Below are 25,870 nucleotides of genomic sequence, written 5' to 3' on the forward strand. Positions count from 1 at the left end.
GAGCGTGACGACGATGACGGACAGTTCCGTGCGTGAGTTCAAGATGCCGGACGTGGGTGAGGGGCTCACCGAGGCCGAGATCCTCAAGTGGTACGTCAAGCCGGGTGACACGGTCACCGACGGGCAGGTGGTGTGCGAGGTCGAGACGGCCAAGGCCGCCGTCGAACTGCCCATCCCCTACGACGGCGTGGTCCGCGCCCTCCACTTCCCCGAAGGCACCACCGTCGACGTGGGCACCTCGATCATTGCGGTGGCCGTCGGTGACGGCGCGGCGGCGGCCGCGGAGCCGGTGCAGGAGGCCGTGGCGCAGACCCCGGCCGCCGCCGAGGCGGAGGAGCCCAAGCCCGCGGGCCGCCAGCCGGTCCTGGTCGGGTACGGGGTCTCCACCTCCGCGACCAGGCGCCGCCCCCGCAAGGGCGCTCAGGCCCCGGCCGCCGCGCAGGAGGCGTCGGTGGCGATCCAGGCCGAGATGAACGGCCACGGACCGGCCGCTCCCGCGGCCCCCGCGGCTCCCGCAGCTCCCGCGGCCCCGGCCGCTCCGGTCGGCGGTGAGCGTCCGCTGGCCAAGCCGCCGGTGCGCAAGCTGGCCAAGGACCTCGGCGTCGACCTGGCGACCGTGGTCCCGTCCGGCCCGGACGGCATCATCACGCGTGAGGACGTGCACGCGGCGGTCGCGGCCCCGGCGGCGGAGCCGGAGGCGGCGCCCTCGGCTGCCCCGGCCTCGTCGCCGTCCCCGTCGCCGTCGTCTCCGGCGTCGTACGACTCGGTGCGTGAGACGCGTGTCCCGGTCAAGGGCGTGCGCAAGGCGACGGCGGCGGCGATGGTCGGCTCGGCGTTCACCGCGCCGCACGTCACCGAGTTCGTGACGGTCGACGTGACGCGCACGATGAAGCTGGTCGAGGAGCTGAAGCAGGACAAGGAGTACGCGGGCCTGCGGGTGAACCCGCTCCTCCTGATCGCCAAGGCCCTGCTGGTCGCGATCAAGCGCCACCCGGACATCAACGCCTCCTGGGACGAGACGGCGCAGGAGATCGTGGTCAAGCACTACGTCAACCTCGGCATCGCCGCCGCCACCCCCCGCGGCCTGATCGTCCCGAACATCAAGGACGCCCACGCCCAGACCCTGCCCCAGCTGGCGGGCTCGCTGGGCGAGCTGGTGTCGACGGCCCGGGAGGGCAAGACCAGCCCCGCCGCCATGCAGGGCGGCACGGTGACCATCACCAACGTCGGCGTCTTCGGCGTCGACACCGGCACGCCGATCCTCAACCCCGGCGAGTCCGCGATCCTCGCCGTCGGCGCGATCAAGCCCCAGCCCTGGGTCCACAAGGGCAAGGTGAAGCCGCGTCAGGTGACCACCCTCGCCCTGAGCTTCGACCACCGCCTCGTCGACGGCGAACTGGGCTCCAAGGTCCTCGCCGACGTCGCGGCGATCCTGGAACAGCCGAAGCGGTTGATCAGCTGGGCCTGAGAGCCACGAACCGGGTAGGTTCATGACGGAGGGGCGCCGCAAGTTCGCTTTGCGACGCCCCTCTTTGTCGTGCCGGGCTCAGCTCTGATGCAGCACGTACACCGGAGCCCCGTCCTCGGACCCGCCCCGCGAGCGGATGCAGGCGTGGGTGCGCAGCAGCCGCAGGCATTCGTTGGTGGAGAACCAGGGTGTCGAACCGGTCCGCGATGCGCTCCAGGGCGTGCACCATGGCCTGCTGCACGGCGAGGGTGGCCTGCTGCGCGGACAGCATCTCCTTCTGCAACGCGATCGACGTACGTTGCCCCTCGGCCAACTCCTCGTCCAGCTTCAGGTTGTGCGCCTCCAGCCGGACGATGGCCTCGTCCAACTGGTCCGGCATGGCGTAGGCGATGGGGGCACCAGGTTCGACGGGCTGTACCTCGGCCTCGTCCAGCGCGTACGAACCCTCGCGCCGCACGGTCTCGATGACTTCGGTGACCCACTGCATGAAGGGGGCGCAGGCCGGTTTGGTGCAGGCGTTGACGAGGAGGATGAGACCTTGGAGATCGATGAGTTGCAGGTCTCGTCGCCAACTCCTACCTGCGGGAACGCTGAGACTGTGACTTCCAGTCACAGTCTCGAGAGGAGCCTTTCGGGTCGTGGTGTATCCCAACTCCGGCATGGTCAGCCGTCGCACCCGGGCACCAGAGTTCTGTCGCTTGCTGGGTTCGTTCAATTGAATCCTCCGCTCCCTGAAGGGAGGGGATTCCTGGCTCAGGCTGCCTTCTGGAGCGGCGCTCCAGGAGGTCTTCCGCCTTCGGCGCCAGCCGGGTTGAGACCAGCCCGGATGAGCATGACGCGTGCGGAGTTCTTGTCCCTGGAGGCTGTGGTTCCGCAGGCGGTGCAGGTGTGGGTGCGTTCACCCAGCGGCAGGGCGTGCTTGGCTCTCGCTCCGCACTGCGCGCAGTCCATCGTGGTGTACGCGGGGTGGATCAGGCGGATGTCCCGCCCGTGTTTACGGCCCATCTCGATCAGAGCGGCCTTGGTGGCGCCGATGGCGGCGTCCGCGGCCTTGCGGGCCATCGTCGACCGGGCCAGGAACTTCGGCCGGAAGTCCTCGACCGCGACGGCATCGTGGTCGCGGACGACTTTCTTGGCCCACTTGCGGCCGGTGTCCGCACGCTGCCGGGCCACCTTCTTGTACGCCTTCGCCCGCAGCCTCTTCGCCGCACGGTAACCCCTTGATGCGGACGCCCCCTTCTTCGGTCTGCGACGGGCCATCATCCGGTCGTACCGGGCCAGTCTCACCCTCGCCTTCCCGCCATGCCCAGCATGCGACAGGTCGTACGCGTCGGACGTCGTGGTCGCGGTCTCCTTGACGCCCCAGTCGACACCGAGGACGCGGCCGGTCGCAGGCAAGGGCTGGACATGGGCAGGGACGACGAAAGATGCGTACCAGTGCTCGAGACTGTCCTGGTACACGCGTACCGAGGATGGCTCGGCCGGCAGTTCCCGCGACCACACCACCCTCAGGACGATGCCGCCCGCCAGGTGCAGTCGGCCGTCCTTCAGCCGGAACCCGCGCCGTGTGTAGTTCAGGGTCGCCAACGACTCGCGCCGGGTCTTCCACGTTGGCATCCCGGCCCGGCGCGCCACGGGCAGACGCTCAGCGATGTCCTTGTGCGCTTTGGCGCGGGAGCGGCCGAAATCGCGGATGACCTGCTGCTGCGGAACGCACGACCCCTCCCGCAGCCACGGCGTATGGGAACGGGCCTCGGTCAGCATCCTGTCCAGCTGCGCCGGGCCGCAGGTGGCCTTCTCACCGGTCGCCCTGTTGTGCAGATGCACCGCCCTCGACTTCGCGACGCACTCGTTCCACACCCAGCGACACCGGCCCCACTCCGCTGCCAGAGATGCGCGGGCCGCGGACGACACCCGCAACCGGTACGTGTAGCGGGCATGCCCTCCACTTTCATCCGTCGCCGACTGCGCCATCTCGCCCCCTCACGGCGTGTGGTCAGGACACCGTGCCGTCCCGAACCCTGAAAGGGACCATACGTACGACAGCCGCACACACACTCGCAGACTCCACAACCGCCACCCCGACCAGTGAACACGCGGACGCATGTTCGCTTCACCGCGGGCCATGTCAGCGATACGGGCACTCCGCATCCGTATCCCGGCTTCGGCGACGCTCCGCGTAGCCATACCCGGATGCGATTCCTCCCCGACGCGAACGCCGGAGCCTCCTCGCAAGAATCAAGTGAACCACCTCCGCCGCGGAACGTAGGGCGAAGCCGAGGGCATATGCCAGCCGGATCGGCGGATGTTCACGACTGCGAGCGAACATGATCGAAAGTGCTGCTCGGGGACACCGCGCACGTGTAAGGCGTCCCCGGGCCGTTGGGCTCAGCCCCGGGGCGGATCCGTGCGCAGGGCGTTGAGCAGGGCCGCGCCGCGCTCGGCGTCGTCGACGCTCACGGCGAAGTCGCTCCGTCGGCCCCGGGGACGTACGACCAGGCATTCGCCGGCGCGCAGCATCACAGTGGTGCCGAGGCCGCTGAGGCGGTAGCCCCAGCCGCCGACCTGGGCGGGCCCGCGGACCTCCATCCGTGCCGTGTCGATGTCGCCGGGCGCCCAGCGGCGTCCGGGCCAGCCGAGGGGGCCGAAGGAGACCTCCAGGCCCCGCTCCGAGACGCGGGCCTGGACGGAGGAGAACAGGGCGCAGGCGAGGGACCCGGCGGCGCACCCGGCGAACAGGCCCCACAGGCCGCCCGGCTCGGCCAGGCCGCCGACCAGGGCGACGAGCGCGCCCACGGCCACCAGGCCGATCGCGGCCGCCAGCAGCTGGAGCCAGGGGTTGGCGGTGCGGGAGAACCAGACCAGGCGCCGGCCCTTCGGGATGTCCAGCGCGGGGGCGTCCTCGTCGGGCGTCGTGGCGTCGGCCCGGGCGCCGCGCCGGGTGACGAGCAGCCACGCGGCCACTCCCGCGAGTACGGCCGCGACGAGGATGGCGACGACCCAGGCGGTGGGCTGACGGGCCTCGTGCCAGTCCGCGCGGTCCAGGTTGGCCCGGATGACCGCGGCCTGCGCGCCGGTGAGGACGATGCCCATGGGGAGCAGGGTCGCGGTGGTCCACGGACGGGCCGCCGGTCCCGCCCGCATCAGTGGGACGGTGACCGCGGCCGCCGTCACCAGCCAGATCAGCGCGGGGGCGAGGGACGCCGCCCACAGGGGCATGGAGCCGTCGGGGGCTTCGCCGTTCAGGCCCCAGTGGGTCGCCAGCCGGTCGGGCAGCCGGTCCCGCGCCAGGACCGGCATTCCGGCGAGCACCGCCGTGACCCCGGCCGTCCAGACCCCCGCCGTCCAGACCGCGGCCGTCGTCCGCCGTGCCGTTGTCGTGTCCCTCATGGCATCCCCCTGATCATGTCGATGAGATCGGCCCTGCTGTAGCCCAGCCGCGCCGCCTCGGTGAGCAGTTCCCCGACCCGGATCTGCAGCTCGGAGTGGGGGCGGGCGCCCTCGGCCACCGTCACCCCCCGGCCCCGGCGGAACTCCAGCAGGCCCTCGTCCCGCAGCCCGCGCAGGGCGCGCAGCACGGTGTTGACGTTGACGTCCAGGGCCTCGGAGAGGTCGCGGGCCGAGGGCAGGCGGTCCCCGGGGGCGCACTCCCCCTCGGCGATGGCGCGCCGGACGGCGCCGGCGACCTGTTCGTGCAGCGGGCGGGTGTCGGTCTTGTCCAGACTCAGCAGCATGGTGCTAATGAAACTATCACCATGTGTTCCATCGGTACAGGCGGCCCGGCGCAGCGCGAAGGGCCCGTCGCGCAGGCGACGGGCCCTTCGAGGTGGTGGTGTGCGTGTGTGGCGGGGCGGCAGGTCTACTTCGCGAAGCCGTAGTTCATGAGCTTCGTGGCGTCCTTGGCGCGCTGCGTCGACGACGAGGAGGTCAGCACCGTGCCGATGACGGTCTTCCCCTTCCGGGTCGCGGCGAAGACCAGGCAGTACTTGGCCTCCGGGCCGGACCCGGTCTTCACGCCGATCGCGCCGCTGTAACTGCCCAGCAGCGTGTTGGTGTTGGTCCAGGGCGCCATCGTGCGGGTGCCGCCCTTCTTGGTCCTGGTCTTCGCCGTGTACTTCTTGGTCTTCACGATGGTGCGGAAGGTGGAGCTCTTCATCGCACTGCTCGCGAGTTTCGTGAGGTCGCGCGGCGTGGAGTAGTTCTTGCCGTTGCCGATGCCGTCGAACGAGTCGAAGTGCGTGTTCTTCAGGCCGAGGCTCTTGGCGGTCGCGTTCATCTTGCCGATGAACGACTTCACGCGCGCCGACCGGGTCTTGCCCGAGCCGAACTTGTCGGCCAGCGCGTACGCGGCGTCGCAGCCGGACGGCAGCATCAGCCCGTAGAGCAGCTGGCGGACCGTCACCTGGTCGCCGACGATCAGCCGGGCGGAGGAGGCGTTCTTCGACACGATGTAGTCGCTGTACGCCATCTGGACCGTGACCTTGGCGTCCAGGTTCAGCTTCGGCTGGGAGAGCACGACCTTGGCCGTCATGATCTTGGTCGTGGAGCCGGTGGAGCGCTTGGTGTCGGCGGCCTTCGTGTAGAGCGACTTGCCGGTCGCGTTGTTCATCACGAAGCCGCCCTTGGCGACGATCGAGGGCACGGCGGGTGCCCGCACGGCGGGGGCGAGGACGACGCGCCCGGGTTCGGCGGCCTGCGCGGGTGCGGTGGCGAGGACCCCGGTGGCGAGGACGGCGCCGCCGGTCAGGGCGACGGCGGCGGCCCTGCGTAGACGGGCGCCCGAAATAGTGTTCATTGAGTTTATTACCCCGATTGTGGTGAATTCCCCTGAGATGCGGCCGAGTTGTGGTCGGCGGAGCGGTGGCCGCGTCTGTGCGACACCCGAAGGGGGTGAATGGTTGTGCGGGGGGACGGGGCGGATTTCCGGGTTCCTCCTCGCGAGTGGGCCGGCGTCCGGATGCTGGACCGGACCCCTCTTGCGTCCCTGTTGTATCTATCCTGTCGGCATGACCACGGCAGTGAAGCAACCCCCCGCGGCGGACCGCGTCTACACCCACGTCAAGCAGGGCGTCCTGGAACGCCGCTACGAGGGCGGGACGCTCCTCACCGAGGGCGAGCTGGCCGAGGCCGTGGGAGTCTCCCGCACCCCGGTGCGCGAGGCGCTGCTGCGGCTGGAGGCCGAGGGGCTGATCCGGCTCTACCCCAAGAAGGGCGCGCTGGTCCTGCCCGTCTCCGCGCAGGAGATCGCCGACGTGGTGGAGACCCGGCTGCTGGTCGAGGAGCACGCGGCCAGGAAGGCCGTACCCGCCCCGCCGGGGCTGGTGGAACGGCTGGAGGAGCTGCTCGCCCGGCAGCAGGAGCAGGCCGCCGCAGGTGACTTCGCCGCCGCCTCCGTCACCGACCGCTGCTTCCACGCCGAGATCGTCCGCAGCGGCGGCAACGAGATCCTCTCCCGCCTCTACGACCAGCTCCGCGACCGCCAGTTGCGCATGGGCGTCGCCGTCATGCACTCCCACCCCGACCGGATCGCCAAGACCCTCGCCGAGCACGAGGAACTCCTCGACGCGTTGCGCTCCGGGGACGCGGAGGCGGCCGTCGGCGTGGTGGGCCGGCACGTGGGCTGGTTCTCGCACCTGGCGCGGGGGGAGGTCCGATGAGTTCGGCCACCTCGGCCGGCCGTGCCCTGCCCGGTGATCCTGCCCCGGAGGGGGCACCCCCGGGCGGCCGGCGGGCGATCGCCGTGTGGAGCATCGGCGTCTCCGTCTACTTCGTCGCCGTCATCTTCCGTACGTCCCTCGGGGTCGCCGGTCTCGACGCCGCCGACCGCTTCCACGTCAACGCCTCCGCGCTGTCCACCTTCTCCATCCTCCAGCTGCTGGTCTACGCCGGCATGCAGATACCCGTCGGCCTGCTGGTCGACCGGCTCGGCACCAAGAAGGTGCTGGGCATCGGCGTCGTGCTGTTCACGGCGGGGCAGCTGGGCTTCGCCTTCTCCCCGTCGTACGGCATGGCGCTGGCCTCGCGGGCGCTGCTGGGCTGCGGGGACGCGATGACGTTCATCAGCGTGCTGCGGCTCGGCACCCGCTGGTTCCCGGCCCGGCGCGGGCCGATGGTCGCCCAGCTGGCCGGGCTGGTCGGCATGGCGGGCAACCTGGTCTCCACCCTGGTCCTGGCCCGGCTGCTGCACGGCATCGGCTGGACCCCGGCGTTCGCGGGCAGCGCGCTGGCGGGCGTCGTCGTCTTCGTCCTGCTGCTCCTCTTCCTCAAGGACCACCCCGAGGGGCACGAGCCGGAGCCGCTGCCGCACCAGGGGGCCGCGTACGTGCGGCGGCAGATCGCGCTGTCCTGGCGGGAGCCGGGGACGCGGCTCGGGCTGTGGGTGCACTTCACCACCCAGTTCCCGGCGATGGTGTTCCTGCTGCTGTGGGGGATGCCGTTCCTGGTCGAGGCGCAGGGGCTGTCCCGGGCCACGGCCGGCACGCTGCTCACCCTGGTCGTCCTGTCCAACATGACGGTCGGTCTGGTCTACGGCCAGGTCATCGCCCGGAACCACGCGGCGCGGCTGCCGCTGGCGCTGGGCACGGTGGGGGCGACGGCGCTGCTGTGGGCCGCGACGCTCGCCTACCCGGCCGAGCACGCGCCGATGTGGCTGCTCGTGGTGCTGTGCACGGTGCTGGGGGCGTGCGGGCCGGCGTCGATGATCGGCTTCGACTTCGCGCGGCCGGCGAATCCGCCGGAGCGGCAGGGCACGGCCTCCGGGATCACGAACATGGGCGGCTTCGTGGCGTCGATGACCACGTTGTTCGCGGTGGGGGTGCTGCTGGACGCGACGGGGGACGACTACGCCGTCGCGTTCTCGTCCGTGTTCGTGCTGCAGGCGCTGGGGTTGACGCAGATCCTGCGGTTGCGGAAGCGGGCCGCGTCGCGGGAGCGGGAGCGGTTGGTGGCGAGCAGGGTGGAGACGGTGCACGTGCCTGTGTAGGCACCCGGCGTGGGTGCGGGCCGGGCCGGGGGCTGCCGCCCCCAGACCCCCGCTTCGGCCTGAACGGCCTCGTCCTCAATCGCCGGACGGGCTGAGGACACTCACGGCGTCACGGTGAAGTGGCGCAGGATCGCCGCCGCCAGGTCCGGGTCGCCCTCCGTCTTGATGCGGTCCTTCGCCGCCTCCGGGCTCACGCGGCCGCAGGCCAGGCGGACGTACGTCTCCCAGTCGAGGGTGAGGGTGGCGGCGGGGCCGAGGGCCGGGGACGATTCGAGGGTGCCGCGGCCCTGGATGTCGACGCGGATGGTGCGCAGGAACTCGACCGGGCCGTGCACGTCGAAGACCACGGCGGAACTGCGCGGCGCGTCCGCCCGCTCGGCGACGACGGCGGGCAGCTCGGCGAGCAGCACGTCCCGCGCGACGTGCGCGCCGGGCGAGTCGAGGTTGCCGGGGCGGCCGAGGGCCGTGCGCAGGTCCTGCTCGTGCGCCCACACGTCGAAGGCGTGCCGGCGCATCGCCTCCTCCAGGGTCAGCTCGGTGCCGAGCGGGCCGCGCACCTTCGTGCCGGGGTCCCGCGACTCGTTCCGCAGCTGGCGGTTGCGCCGGATGACCATGTACTCCAGCTCGGACGTCATCTCCGGCGCCGTGTGGTGGCGGCGGACGTCGACCTGCATCTCCATGTAGCGCTGGTGGTCGTTGGTGACGTGGTAGAGGTCGCGCGGCAGGGTGTGGATGGGGCGGGGGTCACCGAGCATCTCGGAGTCCAGGCCCAGCACGTGCGAGACGATGTCGCGCACCGACCAGCCCGGGCAAGGCGTCCGGCGGTTCCACTCTGCCTCCACAAGTGGCTGGACCAGCTCGGATATCGCCTCGATGGAGTGAGTCCAGGCGTCGGCGTAGGGCTGGAGGGTGGGATGCAGACTCACGGAACGGGACCCCTCGGCGGTCGGTACACGGGCGGTTGGCGGCAGCGGTGCCAGTGGCGGCGGCGGCAGTCGGCGGGCGTCTTGGGAGGCTAAGTTACGCTGCTGTGCGGCACCCCGGCAGTGCTTTCGTGTGACGATCGTAGGCCCGTGTGGACGGCTCGAATGCCAGGACGGTGGTAGTGTGCGCGCCTCTTTGCTTCAAATCGCGGTGAACGAGGACGAAACGGTCGAAGCGCGCCGCGCACGGGCGGTGGCTCTGGTGCGGGAGCAGGCGGGCGCCGATCTCGTGGTGCTGCCCGAGCTGTGGACCACGGGCGCGTTCGCCTTCGAGGAGTTCGACGCGGCGGCCGAGCCGCTGCGCGGCCCGACGTACGAGGCGATGGCGAAGGCGGCGAGCGACGCGGGCGTGTGGCTGCACGCGGGGTCGGTCCCCGAGCGCGGCGAGGACGGACGGCTCTACAACACCTCGCTCGTCCTCTCCCCCGCCGGTGAACTGGCCGCCTCCTACCGCAAGATCCACCGCTTCGGCTTCGACAAGGGCGAGGCCGTGCTGATGGGCGCGGGGCGGGAGCCGGTGACGGTCCGCCTGCCGGACTCCACCACGCTCGGCGTGGCGACCTGCTACGACCTGCGCTTCCCCGAACTCTTCCGCTCCCTCGTCGACGCCGGCGCCGAGGTCCTCGTCGTCCCGGCCGGCTGGCCGGAGCGCCGCCGGTCCCACTGGACGCTCCTGGCGCAGGCGCGGGCCGTGGAGAACCAGGCGTTCGTCCTCGCCTGCGGAACGGCCGGGACGCACGCCGGGGTTCCGCAGGCCGGTCACTCGATCGTGGTGGACCCCTGGGGCGAGGTGCTCGCGGAGGCCGGGGCGGAGGAGGAGGTCCTCACGGTGGAGTTCGACCCGGAGCGGGTGGCGCGGACCCGGGAGCAGTTCCCGGCCCTGAAGGACCGGGTGCTGGGTCTGGAGCCGCCGCGCACCTGAGCGCGGAGCGTGAGGGGATGTCACACGGCGTGTTTGACGTCGCGTCACGCCGCTCAGTATTCCGGTATGACACGGACGCGTACCGGTACCTCCGCCATCCGCCGGGTGCGGGTGGACCCCCTCGGCGCCCCTTTCGCGTCGGCCTTCGAGCTTCCGGCCGCGGGACTTCCCCGGCTGGCGCCCGAGGAGTGGGTGCGCGCCAGCTTCGAGGACGTCCCGGTGATACTGCGCGAGCTGTTCCGGACGGGGTGGGCGGGCGTGCTGGGGCTGCGGCTGGGGCCGCGTACCTCGCGACGGTACGTGGTGGGCTGGCGCGTGCTGGAGACCGGGCCGGGCAGGGTCGCCCTGGAGGCCCGCGCGCCGTCGCTGACCGTGCGCAACGTCGTGACCGTGGACGACGCGCGGCTGCTCTGGGCGACGTACGTGTTCTACGAGCGCCGGGCCGGCCGGGTGCTGTGGGCCTTGGCGGCACCCGTGCACCACCTGGCCGTGCCGCTGCTCCTCGGCCGCGCCGTTCGCCGCACGGCGTGAGGCGCCGCCGGGCCGCCGCCCCTCAGTCGTCCTCCCGCTCCTTCTCCGCCAGGTGGATCACGCACACGGTCAGGGCGATCAGCAGCGCCGGGTCCGCGTCGTCCCGGACGACGTCCAGGCCGTAGGTGTCCCGGAGGGTGAGCCAGCGCCGGGAGACGACGGCCAGCAGTTCGCCGTCGTACTCGATGGCGAACTCCCGGTCGAGGATCTTGCCGCTGACGTCCAGTTCGGTGCCGTCGGCCAGCGTGACCCGGTAGTGGTTGCGGAGCAGGGACAGGCGTTTGCGCTTGATGCGGGCCAGAGGCTCGCCGGCCCGTTCGATCACCATCGTGTCGCGCAGGGCGAACATCTTCTGGTGGATGTCGATGAGCACGCGCCCCTGGGCGTCCTTCAGCTCCCAGGTGTCCCGCAGCCGCATCGCCTTGCCGTCGACGAGGAACACCTTGTTGCCGCGGTCGTCCTCGATCCAGTAGTCGTCGCCGATGCCGAGGAGCCGGTCGTACACGAGGAATCTCATGCTCTGACCGCTTCCCCGCCGACCGTCCCGGGACGCGGCCGGTAGGCCGACAGGCTGAGTGTGGGGGGTGTATCGCGCGGCCGGCTCAGGCACCGTAGCCGTTGTGGTAGCCGTCCTGCGTGTGGTGGGGCCGGTCCTCGACGACCGGGGTCGACGGCGGCATCACGACGCGGCGGCGCCGGGCGATGCTGCTGAACGTCGCGACACCGATCAGGCCGACGACCATGAAGATCACACCGACCAGGTCGAGGTTGACGCCCTGCATGTCCCAGTCGGTCGCGAACGTGAGGATGGCTCCCACGGCGATGAGGATGATGCACCCGCCGAGGCCCATGAGTGTTGCCTCCCTGTCAGAGCCGGTCGGTTCCGGGAATCCGGTCGATCCGGTTCCGTGCGGGTACCCCCGGCTTCAACCCTCATGCCGGGGGGCGGTGTTGCATCGTCCGGGCTACGGCCGGAGGAAGGCCACCAGCGCGTTGGCCAGCAGGTGCGGGTCGTCGGCGCCGCACAACTCCCGGGCGCTGTGCATCGACAGGATGGCCACGCCGATGTCGACGGTGCTGATGCCGTGCCGGGCCGCGGTGATGGGGCCGATGGTGGTGCCGCACGGCATGGAGTTGTTGGAGACGAAGGTCTGGAAGGGGATGTCCGCCTTCTCGCAGGCGGCGGCGAACACCGCGCGGCCCGAACCGTCGGTGGCGTAGCGGTTGTTGACGTTGACCTTGAGGATGGGGCCGCCGTTGACGCGCGGGTGGTGCGTCGGGTCGTGGCGTTCCGCGTAGTTGGGGTGGACGGCGTGCCCCGTGTCGGAGGACAGGCAGACGGTGCCGGCGAAGGCGCGCGCCCGGTCCTCGTAGGAGCCGCCGCGCGCGAACACCGAGCGTTCCAGCACCGTGCCGAGCAGCGGCCCGTCGGCGCCGGTGTCCGACTGGGAGCCGGTCTCCTCGTGGTCGAAGGCGGCGAGGACGGGGATGAACGGGAGGTCGCCGCCGAAGGCCGCGACCGCGGCCAGGGCGGCCGTCCCGGCGTGCACGGACAGCAGGTTGTCCATCCGCGGGCCCGCCACCAGCTCCCGGTCGCGGCCCAGGTACGCCGGGGGCTCCACGGAGTGCGTCATCAGGTCCCAGCCGGTGACCTCGCCGCGGGACAGGCCCGCCTCGTCCTCCAGGAAGGCGATCAGGTCGCCGTCGCGCACGGTGTCGCCCAGGCCCCAGACGGGCTGGAGGTGGCGCTGCTTGTCGAGCTTGAGGCCGTCCGTGGAGACGGCGCGGTCCATGTGGATGGCGAGCTGCGGCACGCGCAGCAGCGGGCGGTCCACGTTCACCAGGCGCGTCGAGCCGTCGCGCAGCGAGAGGCGGCCGGCCAGGCCCAGGTCGCGGTCCAGCCAGGAGTTCATCAGCGGGCCGCCGTAGATCTCCACGGCGACCTGGCGCCAGCCGTGCGCCCCGGTGTCCGGGCGGGGCTTGACGCGCAGGTTGGGGGAGTCGGTGTGGGCGCCGACGATGCGGAAGGGGGTGTGGGCGGCCGCGCCCTCCGGGACGTACCAGGCGATGATCGCGCCGCCGCGCAGCACGTACTTGCCGCCGCTCGTCGCCTCCCAGGCGTCGGTCTCCGCGACCTGGCGGAAACCGGCCTTCTCCAGCCGCTCGGCGGCACTCGCCACGGCGTGGTACGGGGTCGGGCTCGCCGACAGGAAGGTCATCAGGTCGTCGGTGTGGCCGCGGTCGAAGCGGGAGGGTGCGCTCATGGGGTTCACCTTAACGACGTACGAGGGCCCGCTTCCCGTCTGGCGGGAGCGGGCCCTCGTGGGGGTGTGCGGAACGGGCTTCGGTGCGGGGCCCGTCCTAGAACGCGGCCTCGTCCAGCTCCATCAGGTCCAGGTCGACGCCCTGGGCGACCTTGCGGGCCAGGGTGAGGCCGGGCAGGACGTTCGCGGCGAAGAACTTCGCGGCGGCGATCTTGCCGGTGTAGAAGGCCACGTCCTTGGCGGAGGCGGTCGGCAGCTTCTCGGCGGCGACGGCGGCGCCCTTGAGGAGCAGGTAGCCGACGATCACGTCACCGGAGGCGAGCAGCAGGCGGGTGGTGTTGAGGCCCACCTTGTAGATGTTCTTGACGTCCTGCTCGGTGGCCGCGAGGTCGGTGAGCATCAGGCCGACGATGGCCTCCAGCTCGACGGCGGCCTTGGCCAGGTGCTCACGGGCGCCGGACAGCTCCTCGCCGCCGGTGGCGAGCGCCAGGAACTTCTTGATGTCCTCGGCGAGCGAGTTCAGCGCGGCGCCCTGGTTGCGGACGATCTTCCGGAAGAAGTAGTCCTGGCCCTGGATCGCCGTGGTGCCCTCGTAGAGGGTGTCGATCTTGGCGTCCCGGATGTACTGCTCGATCGGGTACTCCTGGAGGAACCCGGAGCCGCCGAAGGTCTGGAGGGACTGGGCGAGCTGCTCGTAGGCCTTCTCCGAGCCGTAGCCCTTGACGATCGGCAGGAGCAGGTCGTTGAGGGCGTGCTCGGTGGAGGCGTCCTCGCCGTTCGCCTCCTTGATCTGGATCTCGTCCTGCACGGAGGCGGTGTACATGACGAGGGCGCGCATGCCCTCCGCGTACGCCTTCTGCGTCATCAGCGAGCGGCGCACGTCCGGGTGGTGCGTGACGGTGACCTTGGGGGCCGACTTGTCCATGAAGTTGGCCAGGTCCGGACCCTGGACGCGCTCCTTGGCGTACTCCAGGGCGTTGAGGTAGCCCGTGGAGAGGGTGGAGATCGCCTTCGTGCCGACCATCATGCGGGCGAACTCGATGATGCGGAACATCTGGCGGATGCCGTCGTGCTTGTCGCCGATCAGCCAGCCCTTGGCGGGATGGCGGTCGCCGAAGGTCATCTCGCAGGTGTTGGAGGCCTTCAGGCCCATCTTGTGCTCGACGTTGGTGGCGTAGACGCCGTTGCGCTCGCCCAGCTCGCCGGTCTCGAAGTCGAACTCGTACTTCGGGACGAGGAAGAGCGACAGGCCCTTGGTGCCGGGTCCGGCGCCTTCGGGGCGGGCGAGGACGTAGTGGAGGATGTTCTCCGACATGTCGTGCTCGCCGGACGTGATGAAGCGCTTGACGCCCTCGATGTGCCAGGAGCCGTCCTCCTGCTGCACGGCCTTGGTGCGGCCCGCGCCGACGTCCGAACCGGCGTCCGGCTCGGTGAGGACCATGGTGGAGCCCCACTGCTTCTCGACGGCGATCGAGGCGATGTGCTTCTGGACCTCGTTGCCCTCCTCGAAGAGGATGCCGGCGAACGCCGGGCCCGAGGAGTACATCCACACGGCCGGGTTGGCGCCGAGGATCAGCTCCGCGTACGCCCAGATCAGGGAGCGCGGCGAGGTGGTGCCGCCGATCTCCTCGGGCAGGCCGAGCCGCCAGTACTCGGAGTCCATGAAGGCCTGGTAGCTCTTCTTGAAGGACGCCGGGACCGGCGCGGTGTTGGTCTCCGGGTCGAAGACCGGCGGGTTGCGGTCGGCGTCGGCGAAGGACTCGGCCAGCTCGTTCTCGGAGAGGCGGGTCAGCTCCTCCAGCACGCTCTTGGCGGTGTCCGTGTCCATCTCCGCGAACGGGCCGCTGCCGTAGACCTTGTCGCGGCCGAGCACCTCGAAGAGGTTGAACTCGATGTCCCGGAGATTCGGCTTGTAGTGCCCCATGGCGACGGCTCCGTTGAGAGATCGGCGAGGCACTCGCTCCTCGCATCCGTACACGTACCAACTAGTAGCTACGATGATGCTACCCGTCGGTAATAAGAAGCAACCCCGGGCCGCCCATCTGTGACTCGTTACTCGTTACTCTGTGCTGCATGTACGGCTACGACCAGACCGCGGGCCAACAGCAGCAGCAGTACGCCCCGCCGCAGCAGCCGATGGGCGGCGGGTACGGGCAGCAGCCGCCGCTGTACCCCGAGCCGTCCCCGCCCTCGCTCGCGGACGCGGTGCGCGCCTTCACCACCGGCCAGATGTCCGCCGAGGACTTCCAGCAGATCTTCGCGACCTCGAAGGTCTACTGCCCGCGCGGCGACAACCCCGGCTTCCTCGCGCTGCACAACACCCAGCAGCCGGTGATCCCGATGTTCACCGGGCTGAAGGAGCTGCGCCGGTACGCGGGCAAGGAGTCCAAGTACTTCGTGATCACCGGCGCGGAGGTGATCGACCTGCTGCCGACCGGCTACGGCTTCGTCCTGGACATGGAGGGCGAGCACCGGATGGTGTTCGACGCGAAGGCCGTCGAACAGATGGTCGATTTCGCCATGCGTCGCATGTACGGCTAGATGCCGCCGAACGGATGCCGTGGAGCCCGGAGGGAATGCCCTCCGGGCTTTCGTGGTTCCAGGTGGCAAGAAGTTCAATGCTCAACTAAAGTGGGCGTACGCCGCCCGAGGAGGTCGACATGCCCGCCGTGACCGTCGAGAACCCGTTGACGCTGCCCCGCGTATCCGCGCCCGCCGACGCCGTCGCCCGACCCGTGCTCACCGTCACGACCGCGCCCAGCGGTTTCGAGGGCGAGGGCTTCCCGGTGCGCCGCGCGTTCGCCGGGATCAACTACCGCCACCTCGACCCGTTCATCATGATGGACCAGATGGGAGAGGTGGAGTACGCGCCCGGCGAGCCCAAGGGCACGCCCTGGCACCCGCACCGCGGCTTCGAGACCGTCACCTACATCGTCGACGGGATCTTCGACCACCAGGACTCCAACGGGGGCGGCGGCACCATCACCAACGGCGACACCCAGTGGATGACGGCCGGCTCCGGCCTGCTGCACATCGAGGCGCCGCCGGAGCAGCTGGTCATGTCGGGCGGTCTCTTCCACGGCCTCCAGCTGTGGGTGAACCTCCCGGCCAAGGACAAGATGATGGCCCCCCGCTACCAGGACATCCGCAGCGGCAGCGTCCAGCTGCTCACCTCCCCCGACGGCGGCGCGCTGCTGCGCGTCATCGCCGGTGAGCTGGACGGGCACGACGGCCCCGGCATCACGCACACGCCGATCACGATGGTCCACGCGACGCTGGCGCCGGGCGCCGAGGTCACCCTGCCCTGGCGGGAGGACTTCAACGGCCTGGCGTACGTCATGGCCGGGCGCGGGTCCGTGGGCGCCGAACGGCGTCCGGTCCACCTCGGGCAGACCGCCGTCTTCGGCGCCGGGGGCTCGCTGACCGTCCGCGCGGACGAGAAGCAGGACGCGCACACCCCGGACCTGGAGGTCGTGCTGCTCGGCGGCCGGCCGATCCGGGAGCCGATGGCCCACTACGGCCCGTTCGTCATGAACACCAAGGACGAGCTGATGCAGGCCTTCGAGGACTTCCAGAAGGGCCGCCTCGGCACCGTCCCGGCCGTGCACGGCATGTCGGGCGAGGGCCCCGGAGCCTGACAGGGCGTCACCCGGGCGGGCCGTCCGCACAGGACAGCCCGCCCGCCGCGTGATCGGCTGGGGACGTGCAGCTGCTCCCCGGTCCGGTACGCCGGTTCGCCGCCTGGTGCGCCGTCATCCTGCTCGCCAGCGGTGTCGTCTACGTCGCGATCCGGCTCTGCGTCGAGTTCCGCACCGCGGTGACCCCGGCGCTGCTCGCGCTGCTCGGCACCGCCCTGCTCCGGCCGCTGCACGCGCGGCTGGTGAAGGCCCATGTGCAGCGGTCGCTGGCCGCCGGGCTGACCTGCGTGGCCGTGCTGGCCGTGGTCGGCGGGGCCGTGTACATCGTGGTCGCCGCGCTCGTCGAGACCGGCGACCAGATCGTCGCCTCGCTGCGGGACGCGGCCGAGGGCGTCGCCGACCACTTCGGGGCCGCCGGGACCTCGCTGGACGACGTCGCCTCCAACGCGCGCGAACTACTGGGCAAGTTCGGCGGTACGGCCGCCTCCGGCGTGGTGACCGGGATCAGCGTCGTCGGCGAGATGCTGGCCATGGCGGTGCTCGCCCTGCTGCTCGTCTTCTTCTTCCTGCGCGACTCCGACCGGGCCGTCTCCACGGTGCGCGCCCTCGCCCCGCCCGGCGCCGCCGACACGGTCGAGGCCATGGCCCGGCGGGCCTTCGGTGCCGTCGAGGGCTTCATGCGGGGCACGACCCTGATCGCCCTCATCGACGCCCTGTGCATCACCGTCGGGCTGCTGGTCCTGCGTATCCCCGGCGCGGTCGGGCTCGGGGCGCTGGTCTTCGTCGGCGCCTACGTCCCCTACCTCGGCGCGTTCCTCTCCGGTGCCGTCGCCGTGCTGGTGGCGCTGGCCGACCGGGGGTTCGTCATCGCGCTGTGGGCCCTGGGCGTGGTGCTGGCCGTGCAGGTGCTGGAGGGACACGTGCTCCAGCCGATGATCCAGAGCCGGACGGTGCAGATGCACCCGGCCGTCGTGCTGCTGGCGCTCACCGCGGGCGCGTCGGTGGCGGGCATCCTGGGGATACTCCTCGCCGTACCCCTGACCGCCGCGGCGTTCGGGGTCGTGCACGAACTCCAGGGACGCTACGGGGCTTCCGGTTCCGCTTCTGGTTCCGGAGCGTCCGGGCCGGCCGGGGGACCGGCGCCGTCCTCCGGGACCGGGGACTCGTAGAGCTCGTACCAGATGCTCTTGCCCTCGCCGCGCGGCGCGACGCCCCACGCGTCCGCGAGCAGTTCGACCAGCATCAGGCCGCGCCCGGAGGACGCCATCTCCCCCGGCCTGCGCTTGTGCGGGAGGTCGTCGCCGTTGTCGGTGACCTCCACCCGGATCCGCCGCTCGCCCGGATCCCCGGCGACCTCGGCGACGAGCAGGGCGTCGGTGTCGGTGTGGACCAGGACGTTCGTCAGCATCTCGGACAGCAGCAGGACCGCCGCGTCCCGCTGCTCCTCCACCGGCCAGTCGTGCAGCAGGTCGCGCAGGTGCTGCCGGGCGGTGGCGATCCGGGCGGGCTCGGACTGCGCGACCGACAGCATGGTGCGGCGCACCGGCGCCCGGGACACGGTGCTCTCGCCGCAGCCGCAGCCCTCGCCCTGCCGGCACAGCAGCAGCAGCGCGATGTCGTCCTCCCGGCGGTCGGCGAGCGGCCCGGTGGTGTGGTGCGAGGAGGGCCCGTGCACGGCCTGGACCAGCGCGTCGGCCAGTTCCTCCAGGCCGCCGGTGTGCTCCTCCAGGATCACGCGCAGCCGGTGCCAGCCGCTCTGCAGATCATGGCCGCCGGTCTCGACCAGGCCGTCGGTGCACAGCATCAGGGTGTCCCCGGGCTCCAGGGCGAGCCGTGTCGTCGGGTAGTCGGAGTCCGGGTCGATGCCCAGCGGCAGTCCGCCCGCGGTGGCGAGGATCAGCGCCGTCCCGTCCGCCATGCGCACCACCGGGTCCAGGTGCCCCGCGCGGGCGCTCTCCAGGGTGCCGGTGGCGGGGTCGACCTCGGCGTAGTAGCAGGTCGCGAAGCGCAGGTCGCCGGGGTCGTCCTCGGAGGCGGCGAGGCCGTGGAAGAAGTGGGAGGCGCGGGCGAGCACCGCGTCGGGACGGTGGCCCTCGGAGGCGTAGGCGCGCAGGGCGATGCGCAGCTGGCCCATCAGTCCGGCCGCGCGGACGTCGTGCCCCTGGACGTCGCCGATCACCAGCGCGAAGCGGCCCCCGGGCAGCGGGATCATGTCGTACCAGTCACCGCCGACCTGGAGGCCGCCGCCGGTGGGGACGTAGCGGGCGGCGACGGCCATGCCGGGGATCTCCGGGCCGAGCATGGGCAGCATCGAGCGCTGCAGCCCCTCGGTCAGCTCCCGCTGGTTGTCCGCGGCGCCCGCCCGGGTCAGGGCCTGGGCCAGCATCCGGGCCACCGTGGTCAGCACGGAGCGCTCGTCCGGCGTGAACGCGACCGGATAGGTGAAGGCGGCCATCCACGCGCCCATCGTGCGGCCCGCCACGGTCAGCGGCAGATAGGCCCAGGAGCGGCGGCCGAAGCGCTCGGCGAGCGACCACGTCATGGGGTAGCGGGACCGGTACTGCTGCGGGGAGGAGAGGTAGACCGCGCGGCCGGTACGCACCACCTCCGCCGCCGGGTAGGGCGTGTCCAGGGACATGTCCACGAACGGGTTGGCCTCGTTCGCGGGCTGCCCGTGGTGGCCGATGACGGTGAGGCGGTCGCCCGAGACCCCGAACACCGCGAGGCCGTCCGGGGAGAAGCCCGGCATCGACAGCCCGGCCGCCACCCGCAGCACCTCCTCGGTGGACCGCGCCTCGGCCAGCGCCCGGCCCGCGTCCAGCAGGAAGGCCTCCCGCGAGCGGCGCCACTCCCCGGTGACCGCGCTGAACCCGGCGGGGGTGCCCGGCCTCGGCTCGGCGACCTCCTGAAGGGTGCCGGTCAGCTCGTACGCCTTGCGTTCCGGGTCGAAGGAGGGCTTGGAGCGGCTGCGTACCACCCGGACGACATGGCCGCGCTCGTCCATGATCCGGATCCGGACCTCGGCGAGGGTGCCCTCGACGACGGCGAGCTGGACCACGCCGGTGATCTCGTTCCAGTCCACCGGGTGCAGCCGGGCCCGCACCTGCGCCTCCGTGAGGCACGCCCGTTCCGCGGGCAGCCCGAGCAGGCGGGCGGCCTCCGCGTCCACCACGACCTCACCCGTGGCGGTGTCCCAGTGCCACAGACCGGTCGCGAGGGCGGCGAGGACGTCCCCCACCTCGGGCAGGGGCTCACCAGTGCGCATTGCCCCACTTTAAGAAGAGGTGATCGGACACTGCCACCGCTCGCCCGCCCGTCCCCTGGCCGCAATGGGGAAGAACGGAGCCACTGGTCCCCGGTACGCTGGGGGTTGTTTCACGCTGGGGTTGTTTCACGTGAAACGCGAAACGACTTCCCCGATCCGCGAAGGCTGGATGAACGACGATGCATCGGTACAGGTCCCACACCTGCGGCGAGCTCCGCTCCTCTGACGTCGGCACCGACGTCCGACTGAGTGGCTGGCTGCACAATCGGCGCGACCTGGGCGGCATCCTCTTCATCGATCTGCGCGATCACTACGGCATCACGCAGCTCGTCGCCCGTCCGGGCACCGAGGCGTACGAGGCGCTGGACAAGCTGACCAAGGAATCGACCGTTCGGGTCGACGGCAAGGTCGTCTCCCGCGGCGCCGACAACATCAACCCCGACCTGCCCACCGGCGAGGTCGAGGTCGAGGTGGGCGAGGTCGAGCTGCTCGGCGCCGCCCAGCCGCTGCCCTTCACCATCAACACCGAGGACGGGGTCAACGAGGAGCGGCGCCTGGAGTACCGCTTCCTGGACCTGCGCCGCGAGCGCATGCACCGCAACATCATGCTGCGCACGTCGGTCATCTCCTCGATCCGCAGCAAGATGGTGGCCCTCGGCTTCAACGAGATGGCGACGCCCATCCTCACCGCCACCTCCCCCGAGGGCGCCCGCGACTTCGTGGTCCCCTCCCGCCTGCACGCGGGCCGCTTCTACGCCCTCCCGCAGGCACCGCAGCAGTTCAAGCAGCTGCTGATGATCTCGGGCTTCGACCGGTACTTCCAGATCGCGCCCTGCTTCCGCGACGAGGACGCCCGCGCCGACCGCTCGCCGGGCGAGTTCTACCAGCTCGACGTCGAGATGAGTTTCGTCGAGCAGGAGGACGTCTTCCGCCCGATCGAGCAGCTCATGACCGAACTGTTCACGGAGTTCGGCAACGGCCGCGAGGTGACGTCCCCGTTCCCGCGGATCCCGTTCCGCGAGGCGATGCTGAAGTACGGCTCCGACAAGCCCGACCTGCGCGCCCAGCTGGAGCTGGTCGACATCACCGACGTCTTCGAGGGCTCGGAGTTCAAGGCCTTCGCCGGCAAGCACGTGCGCGCGCTGCCCGTCCCGGACGTCTCGGCGCAGCCCCGCAAGTTCTTCGACCAGCTCGGCGACTACGCCGTCTCGCAGGGCGCCAAGGGCCTGGCCTGGGTCCGCGTCGGCGAGGACGGCAAGCTGTCCGGTCCGATCGCGAAGTTCCTCACCGAGGAGAACGTCGCGGAGCTGACCAAGCGGCTCTCCCTGGCCCCCGGCCACGCGGTGTTCTTCGGCGCGGGCGAGTTCGACGAGGTCTCGAAGATCATGGGCGCGGTGCGGGTCGAGGCCGCGCGGCGCGCCGGGCACTTCGAGGAGAACGTCTTCCGGTTCTGCTGGATCGTCGACTTCCCGATGTACGAGAAGGACGAGGAGACGGGGAGGATCGACTTCTCCCACAACCCGTTCTCGATGCCGCAGGGCGGCATGGACGCCCTGGAGAACCAGGACCCGCTGGACATCCTGGCCTGGCAGTACGACATCGTCTGCAACGGCGTCGAGCTGTCCTCCGGCGCCATCCGGAACCACGAGCCGGAGATCATGCTCAAGGCCTTCGAGATCGCGGGCTACGACGCGGAGACCGTCGAGCGCGAGTTCGCCGGCATGCTGCGCGCCCTGCGCTTCGGGGCCCCGCCCCACGGTGGCATCGCCCCGGGCGTCGACCGCATCGTCATGCTGCTGGCCGACGAGCCCAACATCCGCGAGACCATCGCCTTCCCGCTCAACGGCAACGCCCAGGACCTGATGATGGGCGCCCCGACCGAGCTGGACGAGACCCGGCTGAGGGAACTGCACCTCTCGGTGCGCAAGCCGCAGCCGAAGTAGCCGTCCCGCACGTGAAGGGCCCCGCACCGGGATCACCCGGTGCGGGGCCCCTTTGCGGGGGAACGGCTAGCGCGCCACGAACTGGGTCAGGATGGCCTGGACCTCGTAGATGTCGACGCCCTTGGTGAAGGTCTTCTGGATGGGGGCCTGGGAACCGGACAGCCAGATCTTCAGTTCGGCGTCGAGGTCGAAGTGGCCGGCCGTCTCCACCGCGAAGTGTGTGATGCTGCGGTACGGGATCGAGTGGTACTCGGTCTTCTTGCCGGTGATGCCCTGCTTGTCGACCAGGATCAGCCGCCGGTCGGTGAACAGGATGGTGTCGCGGATCAGCAGGTAGGCCGCGTGGACCTGCTCGCCCTGGCCGAGCAGACGCGCGTACTCCTGCTGCGCCTGACCCGGGTCGATGCTGTGCGCGTTGCCGAACAGTGCCATGGATGTCCCCCCACGTGATTTGGTTCTTTGTTCGATCTTCGCAAACGCGGAGGGCCCGGGAGAAGCTTCCGCCTCTCCCGGGCCCCTGCTGTAGCGAGCGCGTTACGCGGTCGGCTTCTCCTCGAGACGCGGGAAGAGCACCGCGCCCTTGGTGACCGTGGCACCGGCGGGCAGCCGGCCCCAGTCCGCCGCGTCCTGGACCCGCTGGTCCGCGAGGGCGCCGAGGGAGGGCTCGGCGCCGAGGGAGTCCCAGAGCTTCTGGGAGGTGTCCGGCATGATCGGGTTGAGGAGGACCGCCACCGCGCGGAGCGCTTCCGCGGCCGTGTAGAGGATCGTCGCCAGGCGGGCCCTGCCCTCCGGGCTGTCGTCCTTCGCGACCTTCCAGGGCTCCTGCTCGGTGATGTAGCCGTTGACCTGCTTGACGAAGTCGAAGACCGCCAGGATGCCGCCCTGGAAGTCCAGCTCCTCGCCGATCTTCCGGTCGGACTCCGCGACCGCCTTGCTCAGACCGGCGTGGATCGCCTTCTCCGCGTCACCGTCGGCCGTCGCGGCCGGCAGCTCGCCGCCGAAGTACTTGTTGACCATGGCCGCCACGCGGGAGGCCAGGTTGCCGTAGTCGTTGGCCAGCTCGCTGGTGTAGCGGGCGGAGAAATCCTCCCACGAGAAGCTGCCGTCCTGGCCGAACGCGATCGCGCGCAGGAAGTACCAGCGGTACGCGTCCACGCCGAAGTGCGTGGTCAGGTCCTGCGGCTTGATGCCGGTCAGGTTGGACTTCGACATCTTCTCGCCGCCGACCATCAGCCAGCCGTTCGCGGCGATCTTCCCGGGCAGGGGCAGGCCCTGCGCCATCAGCATGGCCGGCCAGATGATCGCGTGGAAGCGGAGGATGTCCTTGCCGACCAGGTGCACGTCGGCCGGGAACGTCGACTCGAACTTCTCGGGGTTCTCGTTGTAGCCGACCGCCGTGGCGTAGTTCAGCAGGGCGTCGACCCACACGTAGATGACGTGCTTGTCGTCCCAGGGGACCGGCACGCCCCAGTCGAAGGTCGAGCGGGAGATGGAGAGGTCCTGGAGGCCCTGGCGGACGAAATTCACGACCTCGTTGCGCGCGGACTCGGGCTGGATGAAGCCCGGGTTGGCCTCGTAGTGCGCGAGCAGCTTCTCGCTGTACTCGCTGAGCTTGAAGAAGTAGTTCTCCTCGCTGAGGATCTCCACCGGCTTCTTGTGGATCGGGCACAGCTTCTGCCCCGCGTACTCGCCCTCGCCGTCGAGCAGCTCGCCGGGGAGCTTGTACTCCTCGCAGCCCACGCAGTACGGGCCCTCGTAGCCGCCCTTGTAGATCTCGTCCTTGTCGTACAGGTCCTGCACGAACTCCTGGACGCGGTCGGTGTGCCGCTTCTGCGTGGTGCGGATGAAGTCGTCGTTCGCGATGTCGAGGTGCTCCCACAGGGGCTTCCACGACTCCGTGACGAGCTTGTCGGCCCAGGCCTGCGGGGTGACCCCGTTCGCCTCGGCCGTACGCATGATCTTCTGACCGTGCTCGTCCGTGCCGGTGAGGTACCACACCTTCTCGCCGCGCTGGCGGTGCCAGCGGGTGAGCACGTCGCCTGCGACGGTCGTATAGGCGTGGCCCAGGTGAGGAGCGTCGTTGACGTAGTAGATGGGGGTCGAGACGTAGTACGCCTTCGCCCCCTGCTTCTCGGTTCCAGTGGCCGCCATGGGCGAAATCCTACTGGGCCCGTGGAGATCGACTCACACGCGTTTCGGGGGGTGGACAGGGGGTTGCTCCCCGTCCACCCCCCGTCGGGTCCTACGGGCGCCAGGTGGACAGCACGCCCTCGTACAGCTCCCCGTCGGTCAGCTCCTTGGGGGTCTCGCCGGCCAGGAAGTGCGACGCGTTGCCCGTCTTGAGCTTGCGGAGGTAGTCGAAGGCCTTGTTCTCCGGGTCACCGAAGGCGACGAAGGAGAAGTGGACGTGCGGGTGGTTCGCCGCGGCGTCCGTCAGGGCCTGGGTGGCCGGGGTCTTGGCGTCCGGGGCGCCGTCGGTCTGGAAGACCACCAGGGCGGGGGTGCCGGGGGCCTCCTTCTCGTGGTGCGCGAGGACGGCCTCCACGGCGGCGTGGTAGCTGGTACGGCCCATGCGGCCGAGCGCCGCGTGCAGCTCGTCGATCTTGTTCTCGTGCTCGGTGAGGGTGAGGTCGCCGGTGCCGTCCACCTCCGTGGAGAAGAACGTGACGTGGACCGCGGCCTCGGGGTCCAGGTGCGCGGCGAGGGCGAGAGTCTGCTCGGCGAGGGCCTGGGCGGAGCCGTCCTTGTAGTACGGGCGCATGGAGGCGGAGCGGTCGAGGACGAGGTGGACCTTGGCGCGGGCGCCGGTGAGGTCGTGCTTCTTGAGGGCGGTGGCGGCTGCCTTGTAGGCGGTGGTGAGGTTGGGGGCGCGGGAGCGGAGCTTTGCGGCGGGGGTGGCCGGCTTTGACGCCTCGGCGTGTGCCTCCGGCGGGGTGGCCGCCTGTGACGCCTCGGCTTCGCCTTCGGCGTCCGTGTTCCCACCCGCACCGCCCGTGCTGCCTTCGTTGTCGGGTGCGGGTGGCCCCTGTGGGGCTTCCTCGCCGTCGGCGGCTGCCGGTTCCGGGGTGGTGGCCGGGGCGGCCGGCGTGTCCGTCATCGGCTCAGCCTTCGGCTCCGCCTTGGCCTCGGGCTTCGCCTCCGCCTCAGGCTTCACCTTGGCTTCGACCTCGACCTCGACCTCGGGCTCAACCTCGGCCCTCGGCTCGACCTCGGCCTCGGGCTCGGGCTCGATCTCGGGCTCGACCTCGGCCTTCGGCTCGACCTCGGGCTCGGGCTCGACCTCGGGCTCGCGCTCGGGCTCGACCTTGGCCTCGGGCTCGATCTCGGGCTCCGCTTCGGTCGGCGTGGCCTCGGGCTTGGCCTCCGTATCGGGCTTCTGCTCCGGCTCGGGGGCCGTCTCGGTCGCCGGGGTCGCCGGGGCTGCCACTTCGGCCGCCGGGGGTGGAGTGGCCTCCGAGGGTGGCTCCGTCGGCTTCGGGACCGTGACGTTGGCGAAGGCGGCCTTGACGAGGTCGTGCTCGTCGGGGGTGGGTTCCGAGCGGGGCTCGGGGATCTGGGAGGACTCCGGCTCGGCCGGGGCGGTCTCGGCCGGCTCCGGGGGTGCGGTGGGCTGGGACGGGAGCTTCGGCTCCGGCTCGGTGACCGGCGGTGCCGTCTCCTGCGTCGCACCCTCCGCCTGGGCGGCCCGTTCTTTGCGTGACCGGCCGAACGCGTTCCGCAGGAGAGTGAGAATGCCCATGTGCGCAACCCTTCGAGTGAGTTGGTGCCGTCAATCCCTGGCCAGGACGGACACGTAAGGTTAGCGGTCCCGGCTTGTGATCTTGTGCAGGGTCTGGCATGCGGGCGGCGACGCGTCAAGGCGGGAACGAGACGT

The 25,870-nt window shown here is 70.8% G+C and carries 22 protein-coding genes and 1 pseudogene; 9 read left to right on the forward strand and 14 right to left on the reverse strand.

Annotation, left to right across the window (positions count from 1 at the left end; all coding sequences use genetic code 11):
- The first annotated feature begins 4 nt into the window (after positions 1-4).
- Positions 5-1,468, forward strand: coding sequence for a dihydrolipoamide acetyltransferase family protein (locus ACGH52_RS19800; protein WP_399941103.1), 1,464 nt, complete (start codon positions 5-7; stop codon positions 1,466-1,468).
- A gap of 78 nt (positions 1,469-1,546) precedes the next feature.
- On the opposite strand, the pseudogene ACGH52_RS19805 reads toward ACGH52_RS19800, so the two are convergent.
- The 5 genes and pseudogenes from ACGH52_RS19805 to ACGH52_RS19825 form a co-directional block, all read right to left on the reverse strand.
- Positions 1,547-2,183 (reverse strand): annotated as a pseudogene (locus tag ACGH52_RS19805) (Bro-N domain-containing protein).
- A gap of 38 nt (positions 2,184-2,221) precedes the next feature.
- Positions 2,222-3,442: an RNA-guided endonuclease TnpB family protein gene (locus ACGH52_RS19810; protein ID WP_121703129.1), complete on the reverse strand. Its 1,221-nt coding sequence runs from the start codon at positions 3,440-3,442 to the stop codon at positions 2,222-2,224.
- Positions 3,443-3,856: 414 nt separating this feature from the next.
- On the reverse strand, positions 3,857-4,858 hold the full coding sequence (locus ACGH52_RS19815) for a DUF1648 domain-containing protein (protein ID WP_399941106.1): 1,002 nt from the start codon (positions 4,856-4,858) through the stop codon (positions 3,857-3,859).
- On the reverse strand, positions 4,855-5,202 hold the full coding sequence (locus tag ACGH52_RS19820) for a GntR family transcriptional regulator (RefSeq protein WP_121703127.1): 348 nt from the start codon (positions 5,200-5,202) through the stop codon (positions 4,855-4,857). Before ACGH52_RS19820 ends, ACGH52_RS19815 begins: the two co-directional genes overlap by 4 nt.
- A 125-nt stretch (positions 5,203-5,327) precedes the next feature.
- A complete protein-coding gene (locus tag ACGH52_RS19825) occupies positions 5,328-6,263 on the reverse strand; it encodes a D-alanyl-D-alanine carboxypeptidase family protein (protein ID WP_399941109.1) in 936 nt (311 codons plus the stop codon).
- A gap of 211 nt (positions 6,264-6,474) precedes the next feature.
- On the opposite strand from ACGH52_RS19825, the gene ACGH52_RS19830 reads away from it, so the two are divergent.
- Both ACGH52_RS19830 and ACGH52_RS19835 read left to right on the forward strand, forming a co-directional pair.
- On the forward strand, positions 6,475-7,125 hold the full coding sequence (locus ACGH52_RS19830; RefSeq protein ID WP_059299349.1) for a GntR family transcriptional regulator: 651 nt from the start codon (positions 6,475-6,477) through the stop codon (positions 7,123-7,125).
- On the forward strand, positions 7,122-8,450 hold the full coding sequence (locus ACGH52_RS19835) for a nitrate/nitrite transporter (RefSeq protein WP_399941112.1): 1,329 nt from the start codon (positions 7,122-7,124) through the stop codon (positions 8,448-8,450). Before ACGH52_RS19830 ends, ACGH52_RS19835 begins: the two co-directional genes overlap by 4 nt.
- Positions 8,451-8,551: 101 nt before the next feature.
- Here ACGH52_RS19835 and ACGH52_RS19840 read toward each other — a convergent pair whose 3' ends face one another.
- Complete coding sequence (locus tag ACGH52_RS19840; protein ID WP_059299351.1) at positions 8,552-9,376, reverse strand: maleylpyruvate isomerase family mycothiol-dependent enzyme; 825 nt, start codon at positions 9,374-9,376, stop codon at positions 8,552-8,554.
- 181 nt (positions 9,377-9,557) lie between these two features.
- Here ACGH52_RS19840 and ACGH52_RS19845 point away from each other — a divergent pair, with 181 nt between their 5' ends.
- Together ACGH52_RS19845 and ACGH52_RS19850 are read left to right on the forward strand one after the other, a co-directional pair.
- A complete protein-coding gene (locus ACGH52_RS19845; protein ID WP_399941116.1) occupies positions 9,558-10,355 on the forward strand; it encodes a carbon-nitrogen family hydrolase in 798 nt (265 codons plus the stop codon).
- A gap of 66 nt (positions 10,356-10,421) precedes the next feature.
- Positions 10,422-10,886 (forward strand): DUF2867 domain-containing protein, encoded by a 465-nt coding sequence (locus ACGH52_RS19850; RefSeq protein WP_399941119.1) that lies wholly within the window; start codon positions 10,422-10,424, stop codon positions 10,884-10,886.
- Between the two features lie 22 nt (positions 10,887-10,908).
- On the opposite strand, the gene ACGH52_RS19855 is transcribed toward ACGH52_RS19850, so the two are convergent.
- The 4 genes from ACGH52_RS19855 to ACGH52_RS19870 form a co-directional block, all read right to left on the reverse strand.
- Entirely contained in the window at positions 10,909-11,403 is a 495-nt protein-coding gene (locus tag ACGH52_RS19855; protein WP_059299354.1) for an LURP-one-related/scramblase family protein, read from the reverse strand.
- Between the two features lie 85 nt (positions 11,404-11,488).
- Positions 11,489-11,737, reverse strand: a complete 249-nt coding sequence (locus ACGH52_RS19860; RefSeq protein ID WP_052836626.1) for a DUF6458 family protein — start codon at positions 11,735-11,737, stop codon at positions 11,489-11,491.
- A 114-nt stretch (positions 11,738-11,851) separates the two neighbouring features.
- Positions 11,852-13,150 (reverse strand): M18 family aminopeptidase, encoded by a 1,299-nt coding sequence (locus ACGH52_RS19865; RefSeq protein WP_121703123.1) that lies wholly within the window; start codon positions 13,148-13,150, stop codon positions 11,852-11,854.
- A 97-nt stretch (positions 13,151-13,247) separates the two neighbouring features.
- Positions 13,248-15,074: an acyl-CoA dehydrogenase gene (locus ACGH52_RS19870; protein WP_059299356.1), complete on the reverse strand. Its 1,827-nt coding sequence runs from the start codon at positions 15,072-15,074 to the stop codon at positions 13,248-13,250.
- 149 nt (positions 15,075-15,223) lie between these two features.
- Between ACGH52_RS19870 and ACGH52_RS19875 the strand changes: the two genes are divergently transcribed.
- The 3 genes from ACGH52_RS19875 (at position 15,224) to ACGH52_RS19885 (ending at position 17,957) form a co-directional block, all read left to right on the forward strand.
- A complete protein-coding gene (locus ACGH52_RS19875; protein WP_030180614.1) occupies positions 15,224-15,691 on the forward strand; it encodes an SseB family protein in 468 nt (155 codons plus the stop codon).
- Between the two features lie 119 nt (positions 15,692-15,810).
- Positions 15,811-16,788: a pirin family protein gene (locus tag ACGH52_RS19880; RefSeq protein ID WP_003975143.1), complete on the forward strand. Its 978-nt coding sequence runs from the start codon at positions 15,811-15,813 to the stop codon at positions 16,786-16,788.
- A 65-nt stretch (positions 16,789-16,853) separates the two neighbouring features.
- A complete protein-coding gene (locus tag ACGH52_RS19885; RefSeq protein ID WP_121703122.1) occupies positions 16,854-17,957 on the forward strand; it encodes an AI-2E family transporter in 1,104 nt (367 codons plus the stop codon).
- Here ACGH52_RS19885 and ACGH52_RS19890 read toward each other — a convergent pair.
- Positions 17,870-20,053 (reverse strand): SpoIIE family protein phosphatase, encoded by a 2,184-nt coding sequence (locus ACGH52_RS19890; protein ID WP_399941127.1) that lies wholly within the window; start codon positions 20,051-20,053, stop codon positions 17,870-17,872. The genes ACGH52_RS19885 and ACGH52_RS19890 overlap by 88 nt on opposite strands.
- A 179-nt stretch (positions 20,054-20,232) precedes the next feature.
- On the opposite strand from ACGH52_RS19890, the gene aspS reads away from it, so the two are divergent.
- Positions 20,233-21,996 carry an aspartate--tRNA ligase gene (gene aspS, locus ACGH52_RS19895; RefSeq protein ID WP_076975141.1) on the forward strand — a complete coding sequence of 588 codons (1,764 nt, stop codon included), beginning with the start codon at positions 20,233-20,235 and terminating at the stop codon, positions 21,994-21,996.
- Between the two features lie 66 nt (positions 21,997-22,062).
- On the opposite strand, the gene ACGH52_RS19900 is transcribed toward aspS, so the two are convergent.
- From ACGH52_RS19900 to ACGH52_RS19910, 3 genes are all read right to left on the reverse strand, one after another.
- Positions 22,063-22,428 carry a PH domain-containing protein gene (locus ACGH52_RS19900; RefSeq protein ID WP_052836613.1) on the reverse strand — a complete coding sequence of 122 codons (366 nt, stop codon included), beginning with the start codon at positions 22,426-22,428 and terminating at the stop codon, positions 22,063-22,065.
- Between the two features lie 102 nt (positions 22,429-22,530).
- A complete protein-coding gene (gene metG / locus ACGH52_RS19905) occupies positions 22,531-24,147 on the reverse strand; it encodes a methionine--tRNA ligase (RefSeq protein ID WP_059299362.1) in 1,617 nt (538 codons plus the stop codon).
- A gap of 91 nt (positions 24,148-24,238) precedes the next feature.
- On the reverse strand, positions 24,239-25,735 hold the full coding sequence (locus tag ACGH52_RS19910; RefSeq protein ID WP_399941132.1) for a VWA domain-containing protein: 1,497 nt from the start codon (positions 25,733-25,735) through the stop codon (positions 24,239-24,241).
- Positions 25,736-25,870 lie beyond the last annotated feature (135 nt).

This window comes from Streptomyces sp. BBFR25, from assembly GCF_044590125.1.
Taxonomy (GTDB): Bacteria; Actinomycetota; Actinomycetes; order Streptomycetales; family Streptomycetaceae; genus Streptomyces; species Streptomyces canus_D.

Excerpts from the sequence above, each read along its gene's own strand:
- ACGH52_RS19810 (WP_121703129.1), bottom strand. The coding sequence starts at position 3,442 with ATGGCGCAGTCGGCGACGGATGAAAGTGGAGGGCATGCCCGCTACACG.
- ACGH52_RS19815 (WP_399941106.1), bottom strand. The coding sequence starts at position 4,858 with ATGAGGGACACGACAACGGCACGGCGGACGACGGCCGCGGTCTGGACG.
- ACGH52_RS19820 (WP_121703127.1), bottom strand. The coding sequence starts at position 5,202 with ATGCTGCTGAGTCTGGACAAGACCGACACCCGCCCGCTGCACGAACAG.
- ACGH52_RS19825 (WP_399941109.1), bottom strand. The coding sequence starts at position 6,263 with ATGAACACTATTTCGGGCGCCCGTCTACGCAGGGCCGCCGCCGTCGCC.
- ACGH52_RS19830 (WP_059299349.1), top strand. The coding sequence starts at position 6,475 with ATGACCACGGCAGTGAAGCAACCCCCCGCGGCGGACCGCGTCTACACC.
- ACGH52_RS19835 (WP_399941112.1), top strand. The coding sequence starts at position 7,122 with ATGAGTTCGGCCACCTCGGCCGGCCGTGCCCTGCCCGGTGATCCTGCC.
- ACGH52_RS19850 (WP_399941119.1), top strand. The coding sequence starts at position 10,422 with ATGACACGGACGCGTACCGGTACCTCCGCCATCCGCCGGGTGCGGGTG.
- ACGH52_RS19855 (WP_059299354.1), bottom strand. The coding sequence starts at position 11,403 with ATGAGATTCCTCGTGTACGACCGGCTCCTCGGCATCGGCGACGACTAC.
- ACGH52_RS19860 (WP_052836626.1), bottom strand. The coding sequence starts at position 11,737 with ATGGGCCTCGGCGGGTGCATCATCCTCATCGCCGTGGGAGCCATCCTC.
- ACGH52_RS19865 (WP_121703123.1), bottom strand. The coding sequence starts at position 13,150 with ATGAGCGCACCCTCCCGCTTCGACCGCGGCCACACCGACGACCTGATG.
- ACGH52_RS19870 (WP_059299356.1), bottom strand. The coding sequence starts at position 15,074 with ATGGGGCACTACAAGCCGAATCTCCGGGACATCGAGTTCAACCTCTTC.
- ACGH52_RS19875 (WP_030180614.1), top strand. The coding sequence starts at position 15,224 with ATGTACGGCTACGACCAGACCGCGGGCCAACAGCAGCAGCAGTACGCC.
- ACGH52_RS19880 (WP_003975143.1), top strand. The coding sequence starts at position 15,811 with ATGCCCGCCGTGACCGTCGAGAACCCGTTGACGCTGCCCCGCGTATCC.
- ACGH52_RS19890 (WP_399941127.1), bottom strand. The coding sequence starts at position 20,053 with ATGCGCACTGGTGAGCCCCTGCCCGAGGTGGGGGACGTCCTCGCCGCC.
- aspS (WP_076975141.1), top strand. The coding sequence starts at position 20,233 with ATGCATCGGTACAGGTCCCACACCTGCGGCGAGCTCCGCTCCTCTGAC.
- ACGH52_RS19900 (WP_052836613.1), bottom strand. The coding sequence starts at position 22,428 with ATGGCACTGTTCGGCAACGCGCACAGCATCGACCCGGGTCAGGCGCAG.
- metG (WP_059299362.1), bottom strand. The coding sequence starts at position 24,147 with ATGGCGGCCACTGGAACCGAGAAGCAGGGGGCGAAGGCGTACTACGTC.
- ACGH52_RS19910 (WP_399941132.1), bottom strand. The coding sequence starts at position 25,735 with ATGGGCATTCTCACTCTCCTGCGGAACGCGTTCGGCCGGTCACGCAAA.